The following is a 19,281-nucleotide window of genomic DNA, read 5'->3' on the forward strand; positions in this document are numbered from 1 at the left end:
TCAGCTTCCCGTCGGACGCATGAGCGTGGCCGCGGTGCGCAACAGGATGCACACGTCCTGCCACAGCGACCAGTTGTCGATGTAGACGTTGTCGAACCGGAAGCGGTCCTCGATGGACGTGTCGCCGCGCAGCCCATGGATCTGGGCGAGGCCGGTGACGCCGGTCCGCATACGGTGGCGAGCCGCGTAGCCGGGGTGGGCCTCGCTGAACTGTGCGACGAAGTAGGGGCGCTCGGGCCGAGGTCCGACCAGACTCATGTCGCCCCGGAGCACGTTCCACAGCTGGAGGAGCTCATCGAGCGAGGTGCGCCGCAGCATGCGGCAGAACCCGCGCATCTCGTGGTCGTCCGCCACGCTCCACCGGGTCGCCGCCTCGTGCTCGTCGACGGGACGGTGAGTGCGGAACTTCAGCAGCGTGAACGGCTTTCCGTCCTTGCCGATGCGCTCCTGCCGGAACACCACCCCCGGCCCGTCGCTGATCCGCAGTGTCACCGCGCACACCAGCAACAGGGGGCTGACCAGCAGCAGCAGTGTCGCCGACACGAGGATGTCAAGCGCCCGCTTGCCCACGCTGCCGCGTGGCGTCGTAGTCCTCTCCAGACGACTGCAGGAGAACCCGGCCAGTCGGTCCTTCGTCGCGTACGACGGAGAGTCCGCGTCCAGCTCCCAGACCACGCAACCCCGCTCGGTCAGCGCGCTCAGCAGCGGTCCCTGTTGGGCCCGTACGGAGGGGTGGACGGCCAGCACCGCCCGCACGCTGTTCTGGACGACCGCCCTCTCGACCTCTTCACCGGTCGTCAGAACCGGCAGGCCCCCGGCGCCGTCCTGTCGTTCGGCCACGATCCCCACCGGCCGTACCCCGCACCAAGGGTGCCGCAACACGGCGGCGGCCACGTGCTGCGCGGTCACCGCCGGGCCGATGACGAGCGCGGTGTGCGGGTTGCGCAGCAGCGCGGCGCGCCACCTCGCGTGCACGGTGCCGCGCAGCGCGCAGCTCGCCGCAGCCTGCACGGCGAAGCCCACCAACAGGGTGCGCGTGGACAGCGCGTCGTCCGGCCGGTACGCCGCCACCAGTGCGGCGAGCGCCAGCCAGGCCACCGCTGTCCGGCGGCAGATGGCGGGCAGTTCGTCGAGGATGCCCGGCACCGGCGGGCGCGCGTGGTGCGGGCGCAGCAGCAGCGACGCGGCCAACAGCAAGGCCGATGGGAGCGGGCGGAGTTGAGTCCCGGTCAGTGTCAGGGCACCCAGCAGGGCGGCCGTGCCGTCCGCGACGAGCAGGGGCACCGGTGAGGCCGACCGCGCGGGCCGCCTGCCGGCGGGGGACGGGGGACTCGGGACGGCGCCGCGCGGCGGCATGACCGAAACGGGCGAGAATCCGTGATCCCGGGGCTGTGTGCCGGGGGAGGAGATAGCGCTATCCGCGGTCACGAGTGGATGGACTCCCTATGCTCCGTGGGTGCGACGCGTGGTGCGGGTCGCACGTCGATCAGATGGCGGTAGACGTCCGCAACCGCCTCGGCGGTGTGCCGCACGTCGTGCGAGGACAGGACGTGCTGGAGCCCCTGGCAGCCGAGCGATGCGCGCAGCGGCGGGTCGAGCAGCAGTTCGGCGATGGCCCCGGCCAGCACCGCCGGGTTCTCGGGCGGGACCAGGCAGCGGGAGGCGAGTGAGGGAGGCAGGCTCTCGCGGGCACCGTCGACGTCTGTGGCCACCACCGGCCGGCCGCAGGCCATCGCCTCCAGCGGGGCCAGCGCCATGCCCTCCCAACGGGACGGCAGAACGACGAGATCGGCGGCCTGGTACCAGGGGACGACGTCGGCGACGGCACCCGCGAACAGCACGGACCTCGGCGCGTGCGCCCGAAGCCGGTCGCGGTCCGGCCCGTCGCCGACCAGGACGAGACGCGCGCCGGGCACCCTGCGGGCGACGGCACTCCACGCCCTCACCAGGACGGCCTGGCCCTTTTGTCGGCACAGCCGCCCTACACAGACGACGAGCGGCGCGGCGGGATCGACCTCGCGCAACGGCCTCAACCCAGCCCGTACGGTACCGACGGGGGCGGGGCGGAAGCGCTGCAGGTCGACGCCGTTGGGGATGACGCTCCACCGCCCGCTGATCCCGGCGTGCACGCCGGTCATGCGCTCCGCCTCGCTCACGCACACCACCTGGGAGGCCCAACGCACCCCCCACCGTTCCCACGCCCGCGCGAGCGCCGAGGCGGCCCCGCCGGTGGCCTCGAACGACCAGGCGTGCGGCTGGAACACGGTCGGGATCCTCCCCCGGACGGCAAGCCGCCCGGCGAGCCCGGCCTTCGCGCTGTGCGCGTGCACCAGATGAGGGCGTACTTCATCGATCACGCGTGCGAGATGCCGTACCTCCCGGACGAGTGACGGACCCGGTGACCGCGTCGCCTGCCAGTGCCGTACGTCCGCGCCCAGTCGCCGGAGCCCTGTGGTCAGCGCGCCGTCGGGGCAGGCCACCGTGACGGCCAGGCCGGCCGTGAGTTGCGCCTGTACCAGGTCCGTCACGACGCGGGCGACCCCGCCGTCCACGGGCTGGGTGAGGTGAAGGACCCGTGACCGAGGGCTGGTTGATGACGTGTGCATGTGCGATGTCCTCGCTCACGGTGACGCTCGGGACGGGAGGGAACACGCCTTACCGCTGGGCGTCGACGGCGACGAAGAGCACGCCGGCCCAGATCAGGTCCCGCTGGGAAACGACTCGGAAGGCCAGTTGGTCGCCGCCGTGTCGCAGGCCTGTTCCGAGATCGAACACATCGGAGTCGTAGCCGAGGGTGCGGGCGTACGCCGGCACCCGCTTCGGCCCGGGCGCTCCCGGTTCGCTGATCGTGGAGTTCAGGACGTCGTCGCCGGGATTGGCGGGGTTGGTGAGGGCTGTGACCTTGGTGCGGTGGGAGGGAGGGGTGGAGGGTGTGCGGGTGGTCGTGAGGGTGAGAGTGTCGCCGGTCGCGCCGTGGTCGCCGTCGTACGTCACCAGGCCCGCTCGGCCGCCCGCGCCCGCCGGGAAACGCATTCCGCGCAGCCGGATCTCCTGCCCCGCACCGGACTTCAGCGCGTCGAAGCCGTCCCAGACGGCGAGGTGCCGCAACGGCTCCTCCGGGTTCTCGTACGCCACCACCAGCGTCCAGCCACCCCACGCGCCGGCCGTCGACCTTCCCATCGCCACGTTGACCTGTGCCACGGTGTACAGACCCGGCCCGTTCTCCCGCACCAGCCTCGTGACGTCCGCCGAGGCCTGGAAGGCGTCCGCACCGTGCGCCACACGGTGGCCGACGACCGTGTCCGCGAGGACCTCCTTGTACTCCCCGCCCTGTTCGGCGACCAGCACCCGCCCGTTGTCCTTGGGCGGCTTCTGCTCGCCGACGCGCAGGTTGCCGCCCCAGTACAGCCGTGCGTAGCTGACCTGTGAGCCCTCGGGTACACGGACCTCCGCACGGGAGGAGTTGTAGGTGTTCGGGTCCTTGTCGACGTCGACGTACGTCATGTCGAAGTCGCCGTTCACCCCGGTCCCGCCTTCGCGAGTGGCTGGGCAGGAACGCGCCGTCGGCGGCAGGGATTTGTGGTTCGCCCGTGGCATACGGCAGCTGATGGAGACGTTGGCCGCGCGGACGATCCCGCCGTGTTGGCGGGCCTGGTATCGCTGGGCGAATGGGAGACGGTCAGCCTCCTGCGACGATGGTGCGACAGGCGTGACCGCCAGGGCACCTGCGGGAGCCCACATCCCGGCGAGGGCGAGGGCGCCCACCGTTGTACGGCGCAGCAGGAGGGCTAGGGAATTGCGCATGACCGGCGTTGTCCTTTGGGGAAGGTGGAGGTGTCAGGGGGCAGCAAGAAGCGATGTGCGTGCTCTAGGGACGCGTCAAGAGGTGCGCAAACTCTAGCTGCTATCGGACATAATCCAGTCAAACTGGACAAGTGTGTCGGATTGGTGAAGTAGGGGGCTTCCCGGGCTTGCTTCCCGCTTTACAAGGGGAAGCGGGCCCAGGGCTCGAAGCAGCCCCCCGTGCGCGGTCTGCCCGCGCGGCGTATCGCGCCCACCTGACTCCGCAGGCCGACGGGCCCGGTGGCGCGGCGAAGGACGCCCTGGCCGAACCGCGCCGGCGCAACGCTGTTCCTTTCCGCTCTTTCTCCTGGCCCGTCCCGACTGGCAGAGTTAAATCCTTCATGGGTTTCATATGAGTACTCGGCAATCTTCTGCAGGCGGGTTTCCGGACCGGTCGGCGCTCGTTGTGCACGACGTCAGAATCCGCCCCGGCTACCCACATTGCCGAAGAAAGGAACTCCATGAAGTCTCTGAAGGCTGCTGCTGTCGTCACCGGGTCCCTGATCATCGCCGGTGCCGCCGCGCCCGCGTTCGCCCAGAACGCCACCGAGGTGGTGCACAAGAGCCTCAACAACGCGGTGAACGCGCTCAACAAGGGCCCTGTCCAGGCGCAGCCGCTGAACGGGGACGTGCTCGACGCCAAGGAGAAGAAGGAGGCGCTGCTGAACACGGTGGACCGCACCTCCGCCGGCCTGGGCAACGGCACCCTGCTGGGCGGCCTGTCGCAGCAGAAGTGAGAATGTCCCCGGCCGCGATGCCCGCCGCGTCTTGATCCGGCGCTTCTGGCATTTCCCGGTGGTTGCCCCGAAGAGGCCGATTCCGCGCCGTGCGGTGTCGGCCTCTGCGTTGCCGGGACTGTCCGTCGCACGGTGTGGCTTCTGCGGCCGGATTCATTTCATAAGGGGTGACCCTGCACCCGCGATGCCGATATCCCTTGTTCAGAGGATGTGCGGGGATTTCGGGGGCTTGTTGGATGGGATGGAGAATTCTTGGTGCTGACCTACGAGTTGAGGGCGAAGTTCTGGATGAGGGTCTTGGAGCCTGCCTCGTGTGATCATGTTGGCGCGTATGCACCGCTCGGGTGAGAGAACGTCCGAGGCCGCTCGGTGGTCGCCGCGGTCGAGCCCCGGGGAGGCCGTGACCGGATCGTCACTCGCCGTCAACCCCACGGAGCCCACCGGGCGGAGGCGGATGCTGCGAGGGTTGTTCGCGTCAGTGGCCGGGATGGCGCTCGCTCCGTTCCTGGCGGCATCGGGAGCGACCGGGCCGGAGGGGGCGTGGTTCCGCGAGACGTATCGCGGACGGCGCATCGTCGGCATCGCAGACGACGCCGGGCGTTTGGGCGACGAGGTCTGCGGCGTCTGGCACGTCACTGTGGACGGGCGGCCGCTGCACCTCATGCGTCGCGTCGACGGCAGTTGGATGACCATGGTCGACCACTACCAGTCGTATCCGACGCCACTCGCCGCGGCGCGCGCGGCTGTGGACGAACTCGGCCCCACCGCGCGGTTGGGCGCGTCGGGCGGAACGGGCAGCCGCACGGACGACAGCGGTACGCCGTACGGCGGCCAGGGAACCGAGGGGGATCATCGCCATGGTGTACACGCGTAAGGACGTCAGCACGCTCACCCCTTCCGAGCGGCGCCGGTTCGTCACCGCACTGATCGAGGTCAAACGCCGCGGTGAGTACGACGAGTTCGTCCGCATGCACATCCAGTATTTCGTTCCCGACGGCGAGAACGGCCCGCGTACGGCCCACATGGCGCCCTCCTTCCTGCCCTGGCACCGCAGGTTCCTGCTGGACCTGGAGCGGGCGCTGCGCCGCGTGGACGAGTCGGTGACCGTGCCGTACTGGGACTGGACGCGCGACCGCGCCTCGACGGCCGTACCGTGGACCGAGGATCTGCTCGGCGGCAACGGGCGGCGTTCCGACCGGCAGGTCATGACCGGCCCCTTCGCCTACCGCCATGGCCAGTGGACCATCAAAGAGGGGATCACCGACGCCGAGTACCTCATGCGGGACCTGGGTCACTCCCGGGACCCGATCGCTCTGCCCACGGCCAGGGATGTGGAGGGGGCCCTCGCGGACCCGGTCTACGACACGGCCCCCTGGAACTCCACGTCCGCCAAGGGGTTCCGCAACAAGCTGGAGGGGTGGGGGCCGGGGCAGGGCGTCACGTCTTGGCGCAACCACAACCGGGTCCACCGATGGGTCGGCGGCCACATGGTGAGCGGCGCCTCCGTCAACGACCCCGTCTTCTGGATGCACCACGCCTTCGTCGACCTGGTGTGGTCCCGCTGGCAGCGGCGGCACCGGGACGCCCGCTATCTCCCCGCGAAGCCGCCCGGCCCGGGGGATGCCCAGCGCGGCCGGGTCGTCGCGCGGCACGAGAGGTTGCCGCCGTGGGACGTGACCCCGGAGGAACTGGAGGATCACAGCGCGGTCTATCGGTACACGTAGCAGACACGACCACCTGCGGGTGGGCCGCCCAAAGGCCTGACCTTACCGGGCTTCGCACGCGACGCCGGGCATCCCGCTGCGACCTGTCTGTTGTGCGACGCAGGGCATCGGAAGAGCCCTGACCAGGGCATCTCGCTGTAGTCGCTTCCTGTAGTCGGCCCGGTGGTCGGTTCTGCGATCGGTCCGACAGGGACCCATGCCGCCGTGACCGGGAGAAGCATGTGCGGCGAGGGGCAGGAGAGCGAGTAAAGGGTCTGACGTGGGGAGATGCGGCGCCCCGGCAGGACTCGAACCTGCGGCCAAGCACTTGGAAGGCGCCTCCTCTATCCACTGAGCTATGGGAATGACCTGCGGAAACGCAGTCTTCCAGGCGCTCGCCCCAGGTGCCTGTGGGGCATATGTGGGATCAGGTGACCCCTGGGATCCGTGGGACGCTGCTGCGCCACGGTGGCGGCTGCTATCCGGTCCGCATGGGTGCGGCGATCCGCTCCACGATCTCCTCGATCTGAACCAGGCACTCGTGTACTTGTGGTGGAGGTGCGCCATGAGGGTCGTTCACGTCTACGTCACCCATGTGTGTCGACACGGCACCACGGCGAGCGGCCGCGCCCTGGACGAGGGTCACAAACCGTGCGGCCGGATCCACCACGCCTGCGGCGTCCTCTGAACGCACCAGCCGGGCGAACTCACGGAAGGTGAATGCACGGGACAACGCGAGCACAGGGGACAGCCGCACAGCGGCCTCACGATGCTCCGTCGCAGCGCCCAGCACCAGGTCCGCGCTTTCGACCATCTCCTTGGTCAGTCGGCGGGAGCCCATCCCGTAGGGCTGCACGCCACGTCCGAGGAGGAAGGAGGTAACAGCAGCCGCCATTGGCATACCCGCGACGGCCCAGGTGCCGGCACTGCTCAAATGGATCACCTGCCGATGCTCGAGCAGTCGGTGCCTGAGCAGGCACTCGGCAAGCGGAGAGCGATAGACGTTGCCGGTGCACACTGCAAGTACGCGGAACGGGGGCACGCACCCTCCAGGAGGTGAAGAAGAGGAGACCAAGACGTGCGGAGCGATGTCAGTATTCATCCGACATCTCCGCCGGGATGAGGACTTGGAAGAGCGACACGTGTTGGATCGCTGTGTTCGCCACTACGCCACCAGCCATGGCCGGGCCTTGGTCGACCGGGTGCCGCCACCGTTCATGCCAGACGGGGGCCCGGTCCCTCGATGGACCGCATGGCTCGCATCTCCTTGAGCGGAGCGGGCCGACCCAGGGTATCGCTGGTCAGGGCGGTTGCCACAGGACAGCCAACCGAATGGCGCATATCGAGCAGCTTCGCTCCTCGTGTCTGGGGGACTGGCGGCCGGTCCGGTGATCTACATACGCCATACGGCGCCTTATTTCCCGAAAACGCTTAACAAGCGGTATTCGGCGCTATCTATGCACATACCGTACTCGCGGGTCGGACCATGCCGTCGCCCGATTCCACTTGAGGAGCGTGAATGCGATGACGGCGTCATCGAAGTGTCGTGCCGCCTTCGCGGCCACGGCAGCCTCTGCTGTCCTGGTCGCAGTCCCAGTCGTAGGGGCCCAACCTGCCCACTCCCAGCCGTATCCACCCAATCCCCCGAGCCTGACCCTCACCGCCACCACCGTCGACGCGGGAGACGACCTCGGCTTCACAGGGACCGGGTTCATTCCGAACGAGGGGGTGAACGCGTTCCTCCTCTCGAAGCCGATCAAGCTGGGTCACTTCACCGCCGACGCAAACGGCACGGTGGAGGGTACCGTCACCATCCCCAAGCGGACCGATCCAGGCAAACACATCTTCCGTCTCAAGGGAGAGGAATCGAAACTGACCCTCTCGGCCAAGATCACCGTACGCTCGCACAAGCCTCACTACGGCCACACCGGTGAGGACCGCTCGTCCGTTCTGTTGGGCGGAGCCGGAGCCGCAGGGCTGCTCGGAGTCGGCACGATGATGGCTGTCCGGCGACGGAAGCTCAACTGACCACCCCGCTCCATCCGGCAACTGCGAAGCCTGTGGCGATACCGGCGGCCGACAGCGGATCTTTCGACGCATGGCCTCACGTCGCGTCGGGGTACCTGCTGGCGGCCGCTGCCGCCCTGACCGCCTGAAGCAAGCCCCTCCGGGAAAGGCGGCCGGAGCCCAGCGCGGCACAGCGAGCAGCCCACTGTGGTGACGCGGGTTCTCGTCCTCCAGGGCTGTGCGGCGTCGATGAGTTCATGCTGGACGCCTGATCTGCCGTCGTCCGAACAGAACGGCTGCGCACCAGCATGATGCTGTGCCCGCCGCCTACGTCGAAGTGATCGAGGTAGGCGCCCTCGCGCACTTCGACGGGAAGCCCGGTGGGCTGAGCCGGCCGACGTGCCGACCCTGGCCGCCGTGGAGTCTGTCAGTGCCGCAGCGTGCCGGACTCGTGATTTTCCACGTACCAGGCGTACGTCCGGGCGATTCCTTCCCGCAGGCCGACACGAGGAACCCAGCCGAGCGCGGTGAGCCGGGATACCTCAAGGAGCTTGCGCGGGGTACCGTCCGGCTGCTTCGTGTCCCACTCGACGCTCCCCCGGTACCCGACGACCTCCGCGACGAGGTCCGCCAGTTCCCGGATGGTCAGGTCCGTGCCGGTGCCGACGTTGACCGGACTGGCCGCGTCGTAGTGCTCGATCAGGTGCAGGCACGCCCGTGCCAGATCGTCCACATGGAGGAACTCCCGACGAGGCGTGCCACTGCCCCAGTTCACCACCCGTCGCGCACCCGACTCCTTCGCCTCGTGGAAGCGCCGCATCAGGGACGGCAGCACATGGGAGTGCTCGGGGTGGAAGTTGTCGCCCGGCCCGTACAGATTGGTCGGCATGGCGGAGATCCAGGGCAGACCGTACTGGCGTCTCACTGCCTGCACCTGCAGAATTCCGGCGATCTTGGCGATGGCGTAGGCGTCGTTGGTCGGCTCCGGAGGACCCGTCAGCAGCGCCTCCTCGCGGATGGGCTGCTCGGCGAACTTCGGGTAGATGCAACTGGAACCCAGGAACAGCAGCCGCTCCACCCCGTGCTCCAGGGCCGCGTCCAGCACGTTCACCTGGATGCGCAGGTTGTCGGAGAGGAACTCGGCGGGCCGGGTGGCATTCGCCTTGATCCCGCCCACTCGCGCCGCGGCCAGTACCACTACGTCCGGGCGCCTGGCCGCGAACCAGTCGAACACCGCCTGACGCTCCCTCAGGTCCAGCTCCGCCGAGCCGGGCGCGACCACATCGGTGAACCCTTCACGGCGAAGTTCCCTGCGCACCGCCGAACCGACCAGCCCCGAGCCCCCGGCCACAAACACGCGCGCCGAGCGGTCGAGGGGGCGGTGCGCCCTGTCGTCCCGCGCCGCGGCAAGGGCGTTCACCGCCGAGGCGACATGGACGGTGGCACCGGTATCAGTACTGGCGGCCATGGGGCTCGATGTCCTCCTTCACGGACGGTGTGCCGAGAGCCGCCGCCTCCGCGTGGCCCCTGGGAACTGAACGTCCGTCAGCTGAATGGAACCAGCATGTAATTCCTGAAAGGCGACACAACGTCATGATGCGGATGATAGCGCCGATATCCGTATTCTTGCCGGGTGTCGGAGGTGCCAGAGGTGCCGGAGTTCGGGGTCGCATCCTGTCCGCCCTGACGGCTCTGCCGAAAGAGAAGGCGCGTGGCCGTCGAGACGGGCAGCGCCGCACGACACGTGGCCAAGAGGAAGCAGCATGTTGAAGACAAAGATCGCCGATCCCACGAGGCCCGGATCCCTTGCCCACTCGGCTCGCGCCAAGCGCTGGGACGAACTGCTGCGATGCTTTCCCGACCTGGCCGAGATGTACGTTCTCGACCTCGGCGGTACCCCCACCGCCTGGCGTGGCGCACCCGTCCGGCCGGCGCACGTGGTGACCGTCAATCTCGACCCGCGCACCGCCCGGCATGCCGAGTCCGGAGTCACGCCGGTCGTCGCGGACGCGTGCAGCCTCTCGCTGCCGCCGCACATGGTCACCCGGCGATTCGACCTCGTCTACTCGAACTCCGTCCTGGAGCACGTGGGAGGGCACTACCGGCGGCAGCAGTTCGCCGACACGGTGCACAGCCACGCGGACCACCACTGGGTACAGACCCCCTACCGCTACTTCCCCGTCGAACCCCACTGGCTGTTCCCAGGGCTGCAATGGCTCCCGTTCCGGGCTCGCGTCGCCGTCTCCCGGCACTGGCCGCACGGACACGTCCCACGCGCGGCGCGTGCGCAGGCCACCCGCGACGTCCAGGAGGTCGAGCTCCTGTCCGCGGCCGAGATGCGGTCCTACTTCCCTGCTTCCACCATCTGGTTCGAACGCTTCGCCGGACTTCCCAAATCACTGGTCGCGAGGAAGTGAGCCGTGCCCGCCGTCCTCCCCAGCTCAGGTGCGCTTTCCAGCCCCCACAGCCCAGCAGAAGGAGTCCGCATGACGGACAAGACCGCGCTCATCACTGGCATCACCGGCCAGGACGGCTCCTACCTCGCAGAACTGCTGCTGCAGAAGGGGTACCTGGTGCACGGAATCGTCCGCCGCTCCTCGACCTTCAACACGCAACGCATCGAACATCTCTACAGGGATCCGCACGACCCCGAGGCGCGCCTCTTCCTGCACTACGGCGACCTGACCGACGGAACCCGGATCGCCGGGCTGCTCGAGCGGCTGCGGCCCGACGAGGTCTACCACCTGGCCGCCCAGTCCCACGTACGGGTGTCGTTCGACGAGCCGGAGTTCACCGGGGACACCACCGGGCTGGGCACCACGCGGCTGCTCGAGGCCATCAGGACGACGGGCCTGCCCTGCCGGTTCTACCAGGCGTCCAGTTCGGAGATGTTCGGCGCCTCCCCGCCGCCTCAGCACGAAGGCACCCCGTTCCACCCGCGCTCCCCGTACGGGGTCGCCAAGGTGTACGCGTACTGGGCGACGCGTAACTACCGGGAGGCGTACGGGATGTACGCGGTCAACGGCATCCTGTTCAACCACGAGTCTCCTCGCCGTGGCCCGACCTTCGTCACCCGCAAGGTGGCCACGGCCGCCGCACGCATCAAGGCCGGCCTGGAGGACGTCGTCTACCTGGGTAATCTCGACGCCCGACGGGACTGGGGATACGCGGCGGAGTACGTCGAGGCGATGTGGCGGATGCTGCAACAGGACGAACCGGACGACTACGTGGTCGCCACCGGCGTCAGCTACAGCGTGCGCGACTTCGTCGAGCAGTGCTTCGCCCATGTCGGCCTCGACTGGCGCGACCATGTGCGGTTCGACGAGCGATACCTGAGACCGACCGAGGTGGACGACCTCGTCGGTGATGCCACGAAAGCTGATCGGGTCCTCGGATGGCGCCCGACAGTCCGCGCCCCTGAGCTGGCCCGTCTCATGGTCGATGCCGAAATCGCGGCGCACGCACCTACGCCTTCCGTTCTGGACAGCCTGCCCGCGCCCGCCTCGATGCCGCAGATGGCAAGGCTCTGTCACGATGCGCCCGCCCCCGGCACTGCCGGAGTGAGGAACCCCGTGTGACCGGCATCGCCACATCGAAACGCGGGCAGCGAGGAAACAGCATGCTCAAGACGAGGATCGCCGACCCCTCAAGACCCGGATCCCTCGCCCACTCGGCTCGCGCCAAACGCCGGCAGGAACTGTTGCGTTGCTTTCCCGACCTGGCCGAGATGCGCGTTCTGGATCTCGGTGGGACCCCAGCTTCATGGCGCAGCGCACTCGTCCGGCCCGCACATGTGGTGACTGTGAATCTCGACCCGCACACCGCCCGGCAGACAGAGCCCGGTATCACCCCGGTCGTGGCAGACGCGTGCAATCCCTTCCTGCCGGCCCCTTTGTCGGCCGAGCGATTCGACCTCGTTTACTCGAACTCCGTCCTTGCGCACGTCGGCGGCCAGTACCGGCGGCAGCAGTTCACCGAAACCGTGCACCGCCACGGGACCCACCATTGGGTACAGACTCCCTACCGGTACTTCCCCGTCGAACCGCACTGGCTGTTCCCCGGACTTCAGTGGCTTCCGGTCCGGGCTCGTATTGCTGTCTCCCAGCACTGGCCGTTCGGACACGTCCCCCGCGCCCAACGCGCGCAAGCCATCCGTCATGTTCAGGAAGTCGAGCTTCTGTCGATGATTGAGATGCGGTCCTACTTCCCCGCCTCCCGCATCTGGATCGAACGGTTCGCCGGGCTTCCCAAATCGCTGGTCGCGAGGAAGTGAAGGTGTCGGCAGTTCTCCGCCCGGGTGGATGACACCCCAAACAATCGGCACATCGAGTGCTCATCGCCGACACGAACCGACCAGATGGGTTCACTTCGTATTCTGCGGTGTCCGTCGACGTCCGCAGCCCATGACGCAGAACGAGCGAGGGAGTAGCGCATCCCCATGGCAATCAACCAGAGTGAGCAGACTGCCCGAACGGCCACTGCCTCTCCCCTGGGACGCATCCGTAAGCCGATCGCGCGAATCCGCAGGATTCACCCGTGGCTCTATCAGTCCAGGCCCGCCCTGAACGGACAGCGATTCCGGCAGGAGATGTTCCGCTCCCTGCTTCAGGAGCTCCAGCCGGACGCCGTCTTCGAATCCGGAACCTACCGCGGTGCCACCACGCAGTTTCTGTGGCATGTTTCCGGACGCCCCGTGTACACCGTTGAGAAGGACCCGGCCCTCGCTCGTCTGGTAGCTCGGCGGTTCCGGGATGTCGCAGAGATCAGAGTGATGAAGTCGGACTCAAGGAAGGCGCTTCAGGGCCTTCGCGAGAACTCCTCGTTCCCGAAGTCCCGCGTCTTCTTCTATCTCGACGCCCACTGGGAGGAGGATCTGCCGCTCCGCGAAGAGGTGGCCATCATCACCGGGGGTTGGACAGACTCGCTGATCCTGATCGACGACTTCAAGGTTCCCGATGACCCCGGTTATGGGTTCGACACATACGCGGGGACTCAGCTGTCAGTCGAGTACCTGGGCAATGCGGTCGGGGAGTACAAGGTCTTCTGGCCGAACTGTCCATCGAGCGAGGAAACCGGGGCACGTCGCGGCTGCGTACTGCTGGCGGCTCCGACCCTTGCCGACAGGATGGCAGCGCTGGACCCGGTGCGGAGCATGGACGATGCTGTGCCACTTGGCCGAGCGGGCAGCCGGTGAGCACAGCTGCGCACCGGGCCGCCGACGGCACCAGGGGTCCCGGCCACGTTCGCTTGCGGAGCCGGCTCGCATGGCTGAGCAGAGCACCCGGTAGAGCCGCAACCGGTAGGGAGTGAGCGTGACTGTCAGGACGGCGCCCGTCGACACCGAGGAGGCGAGTGCCTCAGCGGCCCACATCCCTCCTGCGAGCCAGCCATTCTCATCGGTTTCCCGGCGTACATGTCAGGCGATCGCAGGCACTGTGGCCGTCATTTTGCTACTGGCCGGGGGACGCTGGGTATCCCATATCATGATTGGTCCCGTCTACATCACCGACGTACTGCTGGCTGCCGCCGTTCTGCACATGGTGTGTTCCCGCCTGCTGGCCAAGCACCACTTGGGTATCAACCACGGGCCCGGTGTCCTGGTCGGACTGGTGGTTTTTGCCACGCTGGTTCGCGTCATCCCGTCCGAGGGAGAGGCGCTACTGATCGCACGCGACGCGGCGCCTTTCCTCTATGTGGCTGTCGCCTACCTCTCGGCAAGGGGATATCTCCTTGCGAGTGAGCCCGACCGGCGGCGGACGGCCCGGCTTGTCCACGGTGCACTGGGGATCCACCTGTGCTGGGTGGCGTGCGTAGTCCTGGTGCCCGGCCTCTCATCGGCACTCAGTGAGTTCTGGAGCGGTCCGAGCCCAGAAGTGAGATCGGATCTCGACACAGCGTTGCTCGGCATCCTGGCGGGAGTGTCGATCCTTCGGTTCCGCCGCAAGGAGGCGACCTGGATGAGTGCATTGCTGGCCGGAGCCTCAGTGGCTCTGGCTCTCACCATGCACTCCAGAGCAGGTTTGCTTGCCTGCTGCATCTGCGTCGTGGCCGCTTTGGCCGGCGGTGTGGACAGGAACGCCAGGGCTTCGGTTCGCACGGTGGCTCTCGGCATGTCGGCGGTAGTCCTGCTGATCGTGCTGCTTCCGAGCAGCCCGGCTGCTCAGCGCCTGATCGCAACTGTGGACCAGGGAGCAGCCTCTCAGGCGCTCGCTGTCAGTGCCGGAGGAACCTCGAACGCGAGGAAGGTGGCGTGGGAAAGGGTCATCAGATTCACGCTCGACGACCCGGCCCGGGTAATGATCGGTGTCGGCTTCGGACCTGATTTCCTGAAAGACGCGGATGCCGACGTGGCGCTGGGCTCGAAGACCTACCAGGGGGTACGTTCCCCCCACAACTACCTCGTGACCGTGTTCGCGCGGCTTGGTCTCCTCGGACTGATCATGATCGCCGCGCTTCTGGCCGCAGTCCTCGCCGCCGCAATCCGGGAGCTGCGGGCACGACATCAGCCGGACGAACTCACCTTCATGTGTGTGTTCATGGTGATGTCCTTGCTTGTCATCGCGATGCTGGGCGTTGTGTTGGAGTCCCCGTTCGGCGCAGTCCCCTTCTTCTGGGCCGGGGGAGTACTCCTGGCTCGCCGCCATCGGCGGCGGCGCTCTCCGGCGGGAACAGCTCACGTGGTCCCGTCAGTCCGATACCGAAGGCCGCGCCTCATCGAAGCCCCTCCGGAGAGCGCCGGATCCCTGGCGCTGGTGGCCGAGTCGGCTCCTGTCCTCTCCATGGAGCCGACTGCACGGGCTGTACATCAGCGGTGACCGGCCACAGGAAGTGACATCCATGAGCTCATCGACCAGTGAAAGCTCGGAGACCGAGGCCCCCGACATGTCCGCAGTCGGGTCCAGGTCCTATCTACAGGCCGTCCTGAGATCGTTTGCCGCTAAGGCTGTCGTGCTCGTTCTGGGGGGAGCCGCCACACTGCTGTCGGCGCGCAGTGTCGTCGACACTCTCGGTATTGCCGGCTATGCGCTCGTCGCCCTGGTCAGTACGCTGCCGAGCCTGCTCGCGGTCTCCGAGCTCGGTGTCGGAGCCGCCGTGATCGACGCATTTTCCAGTGGAGACCGCGAGCACATGCTCCGCACCATCACCGCGGGTGCCCGGACACTTCTGTGCGCAGGCTCTGCCATTGCCGTTTGCGGAGTTCTGACGGCTGTCTCGGGTGCGGCCGACGCACTGCTCGCCAGCACGTCCGGACCGGGCGCCGCCCCGTGCATCGCTGTCGTATCCGTGCTGTTCGGCTGCAGCCTGCCCCTTAGCCTGGGTGGATCAGTGCTCGGGGGCTTGGGCCGCTATCACTTCGCCGTGCTCCTGCAAGGAGCCGGCACGCTCATCGCGTTGACCGTCGTGCTGCTCGGTGCCGCATATGACGCGCCCCCGGCAGTCTTCGCCGCGTCGGTGCTCATCGGGCAGTGTGCCGCCGGAGCGGGCAGCCTGTTGCTGGCCGGCCGCATGCTGAGGATGCGCTTGCTCCGTGTCGTGCTTTTTCCGCTTCGTCGGTTCCCAGGCACCCGGATCATTCAACTGGCAGGACCTATGGCTGTGATCAAGGTGACCTCCGCCGTCGCCTATGGTGCGGATCGCCTTGTCCTCAGCAGCGTCGCGACCCCCGTCGCCGTGGCCGTCTATTCGGCGGGAGCCCAGCTCTACGCTCCTGCCTCCGCGCTCATTGCAGCGGCGGCGCTGCCGCTGTGGCGAATGTTCAGTAGGCATCGTCGTACCTCCCCGCAGGCACCGCGCCGCCAACTGCTGCAACTCACGGCGTATTTTACCGCGGGCGGCCTGGCGATCAGTGTCCTGCTGGTGACCGCTGGCCCGACTGTGGCGAGTTGGATGCTGCACGGCCGTGTGGCCGTCGGGCCTGGGCTGATGGCTGCCTTTTCCGCCTTGGTCCTCTCCCACGCGGTGAACTATCCCGTGGCGATGTGGCTCTCGGATCCGGCAGGGCTCCGCTTCCAGGCTGTGCGAGCCGTCCTCATGGCCGTCGTCAACCTGGCGGCGTCGGTTCCGCTGGCCCACTTTATGGGACCCACAGGACCTGTGTTCGCCTCCGCCGGTGCCCACTTTCTGTGTGTGACCGTCCCATGTCATCGGAGGGTCTTCACTCGGCGTGGCAGGGCAGCGTAGTGCTGTAAATCGGACACGCCGTCCCGATGCCTCGGCGGAGCCGTTGACGGTTTCCTCGGGCGTCCACACGGGTGTCCCGTGGGCGCGTGGAGTCAGGTGACCTTGAGGCCCAGCTTCGAGGCGACGCGGTCGCGAAAACCGCCTACCCGTCGGATGCTCGCCGCGGGGGCCGAAGCGAAGTAGGACCGGAGTGCTTGGTCGACCTCTGGCTGAGGGCAACCGATACGCGTGGCAAGTTGTGCCAAGGTCCCCTGAGGTTCGGTCAGTTCACGGACCACAGCCCTCGCGTCGATCCATCGGAGATGCCCACCCGCCTGGACGAGGTAGTGAATGACGTCCCGCAAGGGACGCTGGGCCAGTGACGCGCACTCCCAGTCGACGATGCCCAGCCCTTGGGGAGTTCTGAGGATGTTCCAGGGCGCCAAGTCGCCGTGCCTCAACGAGCGCTTGCCGTTGCCCGGTCTGCCGAGTGCCGCCGTGATGTCCAACAGCTCGTCGCGGGAGAGCAGTCCCGCCTGGCGGCAGTTCGACCAGGCCCGACTCATCACCACGAAGTGGTCCCCCATGAAGTCCGCGAAGAGGAGTTCGGGGACGTTGAACGGAAGCCCCATCGAGGGGAGTTTTGTGAGGACTTCCCCTTCGTTCTGGAGACGTTGGTCATCGCGGCTGCCAACCTTGAGCACATAGCGAGGGCGGCCAGAAGCAGAGAGGGCGGCAATGCATCTTCCCGGCGTGGACGAGTGCATGAAGGCCATGCCGTCGACGTCCTTGGGCAAGGCGTGAAGGAAGGTGTCCGCGAAGGCCAGCGGATTGTCGACCTTGGGCCCGATCTTCACGCGCATCATGAACTGGTCGAAGATGGCGGCCGCACGGCCGGCAGGTCGCAATGGCCGATAGATGACGCGCGCGGCTGCCGTGCCGTGTCGTCCGCCCGTGCTCCGCAACTCGATACGCCGCCCCAATGGGCCGGCGCGCAACAGCCCGCGCTGCCAAGTGAACTGCCCGACGTCCACCTTTGTCATCTCACAGCCCTTGCCATGTACAGCTGCTCAACCATCAGTCCTCCGGTGATCCTCTGCAGAGGCGGCCTGCATGCGACCGCATCGGCCCTTCTCAGGGCCGCAGCGGGAAGATTCCGGTGCAGGACGGGTGGGAAAGCCGAGAAGCCGCGGCGGGATTCCACCCGGAATCCGGATGCGTCCAGAAGTTCGATGATGTCCCTGTGTCGCAGCTCGTTCGGGCGCTCCGGTCTGCTCTTGGGCACGCGTACAGCGATGGACCGCAGACTGGGACAGTGCCCATGGTTGTTCAGGATGAGGAGAGCACCTGGCTCCATGTGCTGTCTGATCTTGCGGAGGACAGGCACCCTGACCTCTTCAGGCGCATTCAGAAGAAATCGAAAGACAGTGACGGCATCGTACGGGCCTGCCAGCAGGTTCTCGGTGAGTGCGCAGCCGGTCCTGATGAGTGCTCCGGGGCTGGCCTCGGCCGCACGCTTGGCCATCTCCGCCGAGATGTCAACGCCCGTCAGCTCGTCCGCCACACCTTCCAGCCCTCGCAGAATGCGGCCGGTTCCACAGGCGAAGTCGAGAACCCTGAGACGTCCGCGACTTACCCGTTCACTCCGAAGCACGTCCAGGAGGACAGGCCTTTCAAGACGCCACACATGGTCGTCGTAGCTGCCTTCATCGTACTGGCGAGTGTAATGTTCCACCCTTCCCTCGTCGACGAACTTGGCTTCATAGCCGCTCCAGCCTGAACGCATCATGTAGGAACCCCTTCTTGTCGTTCACAGTGGGAACTTCGGTTCCCTCTCAAGAGGAAACCCGTACGTTCACCAGCTGATTGGCGCGATGTAGGGCACTTTCGTTCAGCCACCAGCGAAGATCTTTGCTCCGGGCCAACTGATTGGCCCGCAGCTGCCTGATGTATCCATGGCTCACCACCTTCTGGGCGGCGTGCACCGACATGCCCACAAGACGGGACGCGCGTCGCGTTAGTGCTGTTCTGGGCAGGCCGTGTACCGAAGACATGAGATCGAACTCGGCCTGGTACCTCTCGGCGGGTTGTTGCGTGACCTGGGCGTCATGCACCCGATATGCCGCCAACGGGCGGGGCAGGTAGCGAAAACGTGCTCCGTCGGCCGCCAGCGAGAGCCACAGATTCCAGTCCATGACCCTGCGCAGCCGTGGATCCCAAGAAGTCTGCGTCAAGCGGCTACGGCGCACGAAAGTGGCGCAGGACGGAATGAAGCAACCATACTTCCGCAAGGTGAATTGAGAGAAGCGATGCACGGGGAGGAGCCGTAGGTACCTGCCGTGTGCATCCACGAATACGCAGTCCCCGAAGATCACATCTGCCTCCGGTTCGGAGGCAATCACATCGGCTGCCGCCGCGACACCGCCCGGGAGGTAGAACTCGTCCGCGTTCAGCCAGCCGATCCAGTCCGACGTGGCACGGGCAGCAGCCCGGTTCAATGCGTCGGATTGCCCGCGATCAGGCATGCTTCTGTGATCCAACTGCGGGTGCCGTCGCGCAAGGTTCTCCAGCAGTTGCACCGATCCGTCAGTGGATGCCCCGTCCTGCACGATGTGCTTGAGGCCGGGGTAGCACTGACGTGCCACCGAGACCACCGCGTCCTCGATATACTGGCGGTAGTTCATACTTGGCGTGAGAATGTCAATCGTCGGTCTTCCGGTTGTCAATGCGTTCTCCCTGTGGGTGCCTTTTGGGTGCAACTCGATAACCGGAGATGAGCCCGCGTCCATACCGTTTTCGGCGAGACGTTCATCCGCAATTGACACGCTGAG

General features: G+C 67.1%; 18 protein-coding genes and 1 tRNA gene. 10 read left to right on the forward strand and 9 right to left on the reverse strand.

Annotation, left to right across the window (positions count from 1 at the left end):
- The 3 genes from QF035_RS33580 to QF035_RS33590 are packed head-to-tail and all read right to left on the reverse strand — an operon-like array spanning window position 1 to window position 3,804.
- Complete coding sequence (locus QF035_RS33580) at window positions 1-1,428, reverse strand: exopolysaccharide biosynthesis polyprenyl glycosylphosphotransferase (protein WP_307524219.1); 1,428 nt, start codon at window positions 1,426-1,428, stop codon at window positions 1-3.
- Window positions 1,425-2,606: a glycosyltransferase gene (locus QF035_RS33585; RefSeq protein ID WP_307524221.1), complete on the reverse strand. Its 1,182-nt coding sequence runs from the start codon at window positions 2,604-2,606 to the stop codon at window positions 1,425-1,427. Before QF035_RS33585 ends, QF035_RS33580 begins: the two co-directional genes overlap by 4 nt.
- Window positions 2,607-2,655: 49 nt before the next feature.
- Window positions 2,656-3,804 (reverse strand): DUF3344 domain-containing protein, encoded by a 1,149-nt coding sequence (locus QF035_RS33590; RefSeq protein ID WP_307524223.1) that lies wholly within the window; start codon window positions 3,802-3,804, stop codon window positions 2,656-2,658.
- Window positions 3,805-4,304: 500 nt separating this feature from the next.
- Here QF035_RS33590 and QF035_RS33595 point away from each other — a divergent pair, with 500 nt between their 5' ends.
- From QF035_RS33595 to QF035_RS33605, 3 genes are all read left to right on the forward strand, one after another.
- Complete coding sequence (locus QF035_RS33595) at window positions 4,305-4,580, forward strand: hypothetical protein (protein ID WP_307524225.1); 276 nt, start codon at window positions 4,305-4,307, stop codon at window positions 4,578-4,580.
- Between the two features lie 454 nt (window positions 4,581-5,034).
- Entirely contained in the window at window positions 5,035-5,454 is a 420-nt protein-coding gene (locus tag QF035_RS33600) for a tyrosinase family oxidase copper chaperone (RefSeq protein ID WP_307531631.1), read from the forward strand.
- Window positions 5,438-6,304: a tyrosinase family protein gene (locus QF035_RS33605; protein ID WP_307524227.1), complete on the forward strand. Its 867-nt coding sequence runs from the start codon at window positions 5,438-5,440 to the stop codon at window positions 6,302-6,304. The genes QF035_RS33600 and QF035_RS33605 overlap by 17 nt, the downstream gene beginning before the upstream one ends.
- A gap of 275 nt (window positions 6,305-6,579) precedes the next feature.
- On the opposite strand, the gene QF035_RS33610 is transcribed toward QF035_RS33605, so the two are convergent.
- Window positions 6,580-6,649: transfer RNA gene (locus QF035_RS33610), tRNA-Gly, on the reverse strand.
- Between the two features lie 112 nt (window positions 6,650-6,761).
- Complete coding sequence (locus tag QF035_RS33615) at window positions 6,762-7,325, reverse strand: arsenate reductase/protein-tyrosine-phosphatase family protein (RefSeq protein WP_307524229.1); 564 nt, start codon at window positions 7,323-7,325, stop codon at window positions 6,762-6,764.
- Window positions 7,326-7,807: 482 nt separating this feature from the next.
- Here QF035_RS33615 and QF035_RS33620 point away from each other — a divergent pair, with 482 nt between their 5' ends.
- Window positions 7,808-8,311 carry a hypothetical protein gene (locus QF035_RS33620; RefSeq protein WP_307524231.1) on the forward strand — a complete coding sequence of 168 codons (504 nt, stop codon included), beginning with the start codon at window positions 7,808-7,810 and terminating at the stop codon, window positions 8,309-8,311.
- 406 nt (window positions 8,312-8,717) lie between these two features.
- Here the strand turns inward: QF035_RS33620 and QF035_RS33625 are convergent, their stop codons facing one another.
- Window positions 8,718-9,758, reverse strand: coding sequence for a GDP-L-fucose synthase family protein (locus QF035_RS33625; protein ID WP_307524233.1), 1,041 nt, complete (start codon window positions 9,756-9,758; stop codon window positions 8,718-8,720).
- 295 nt (window positions 9,759-10,053) lie between these two features.
- Here QF035_RS33625 and QF035_RS33630 point away from each other — a divergent pair, with 295 nt between their 5' ends.
- The 6 genes from QF035_RS33630 to QF035_RS33655 all read left to right on the forward strand — a co-directional run bounded on the left by QF035_RS33630 (window position 10,054) and on the right by QF035_RS33655 (window position 16,471).
- On the forward strand, window positions 10,054-10,707 hold the full coding sequence (locus QF035_RS33630) for a class I SAM-dependent methyltransferase (protein WP_307524235.1): 654 nt from the start codon (window positions 10,054-10,056) through the stop codon (window positions 10,705-10,707).
- 69 nt (window positions 10,708-10,776) lie between these two features.
- Entirely contained in the window at window positions 10,777-11,868 is a 1,092-nt protein-coding gene (gene gmd / locus QF035_RS33635) for a GDP-mannose 4,6-dehydratase (protein WP_307524237.1), read from the forward strand.
- Window positions 11,865-12,563, forward strand: coding sequence for a class I SAM-dependent methyltransferase (locus QF035_RS33640; protein WP_307524239.1), 699 nt, complete (start codon window positions 11,865-11,867; stop codon window positions 12,561-12,563). The genes gmd and QF035_RS33640 overlap by 4 nt, the downstream gene beginning before the upstream one ends.
- A gap of 165 nt (window positions 12,564-12,728) precedes the next feature.
- On the forward strand, window positions 12,729-13,484 hold the full coding sequence (locus QF035_RS33645; RefSeq protein WP_307524241.1) for a hypothetical protein: 756 nt from the start codon (window positions 12,729-12,731) through the stop codon (window positions 13,482-13,484).
- Window positions 13,485-13,602: 118 nt separating this feature from the next.
- A complete protein-coding gene (locus tag QF035_RS33650) occupies window positions 13,603-15,105 on the forward strand; it encodes an O-antigen ligase family protein (protein ID WP_307524243.1) in 1,503 nt (500 codons plus the stop codon).
- A gap of 22 nt (window positions 15,106-15,127) precedes the next feature.
- The gene (locus QF035_RS33655; RefSeq protein ID WP_307524245.1) at window positions 15,128-16,471 is read left to right on the forward strand and encodes a lipopolysaccharide biosynthesis protein; all 1,344 of its coding nucleotides are present in this window, start codon (window positions 15,128-15,130) and stop codon (window positions 16,469-16,471) included.
- Window positions 16,472-16,563: 92 nt separating this feature from the next.
- Here the strand turns inward: QF035_RS33655 and QF035_RS33660 are convergent, their stop codons facing one another.
- The 3 genes from QF035_RS33660 to QF035_RS33670 are packed head-to-tail and all read right to left on the reverse strand — an operon-like array spanning window position 16,564 to window position 19,275.
- Window positions 16,564-17,493, reverse strand: a complete 930-nt coding sequence (locus QF035_RS33660) for a phosphotransferase (protein WP_307524247.1) — start codon at window positions 17,491-17,493, stop codon at window positions 16,564-16,566.
- The gene (locus QF035_RS33665; RefSeq protein ID WP_307524249.1) at window positions 17,490-18,239 is read right to left on the reverse strand and encodes a class I SAM-dependent DNA methyltransferase; all 750 of its coding nucleotides are present in this window, start codon (window positions 18,237-18,239) and stop codon (window positions 17,490-17,492) included. Before QF035_RS33665 ends, QF035_RS33660 begins: the two co-directional genes overlap by 4 nt.
- A gap of 46 nt (window positions 18,240-18,285) precedes the next feature.
- Window positions 18,286-19,275, reverse strand: a complete 990-nt coding sequence (locus QF035_RS33670; RefSeq protein WP_307524250.1) for a glycosyltransferase family 2 protein — start codon at window positions 19,273-19,275, stop codon at window positions 18,286-18,288.
- Between the last annotated feature and the right edge of the window lie 6 nt (window positions 19,276-19,281).

Source organism: Streptomyces umbrinus, from assembly GCF_030817415.1.
Classification (GTDB): Bacteria; Actinomycetota; Actinomycetes; order Streptomycetales; family Streptomycetaceae; genus Streptomyces; species Streptomyces umbrinus_A.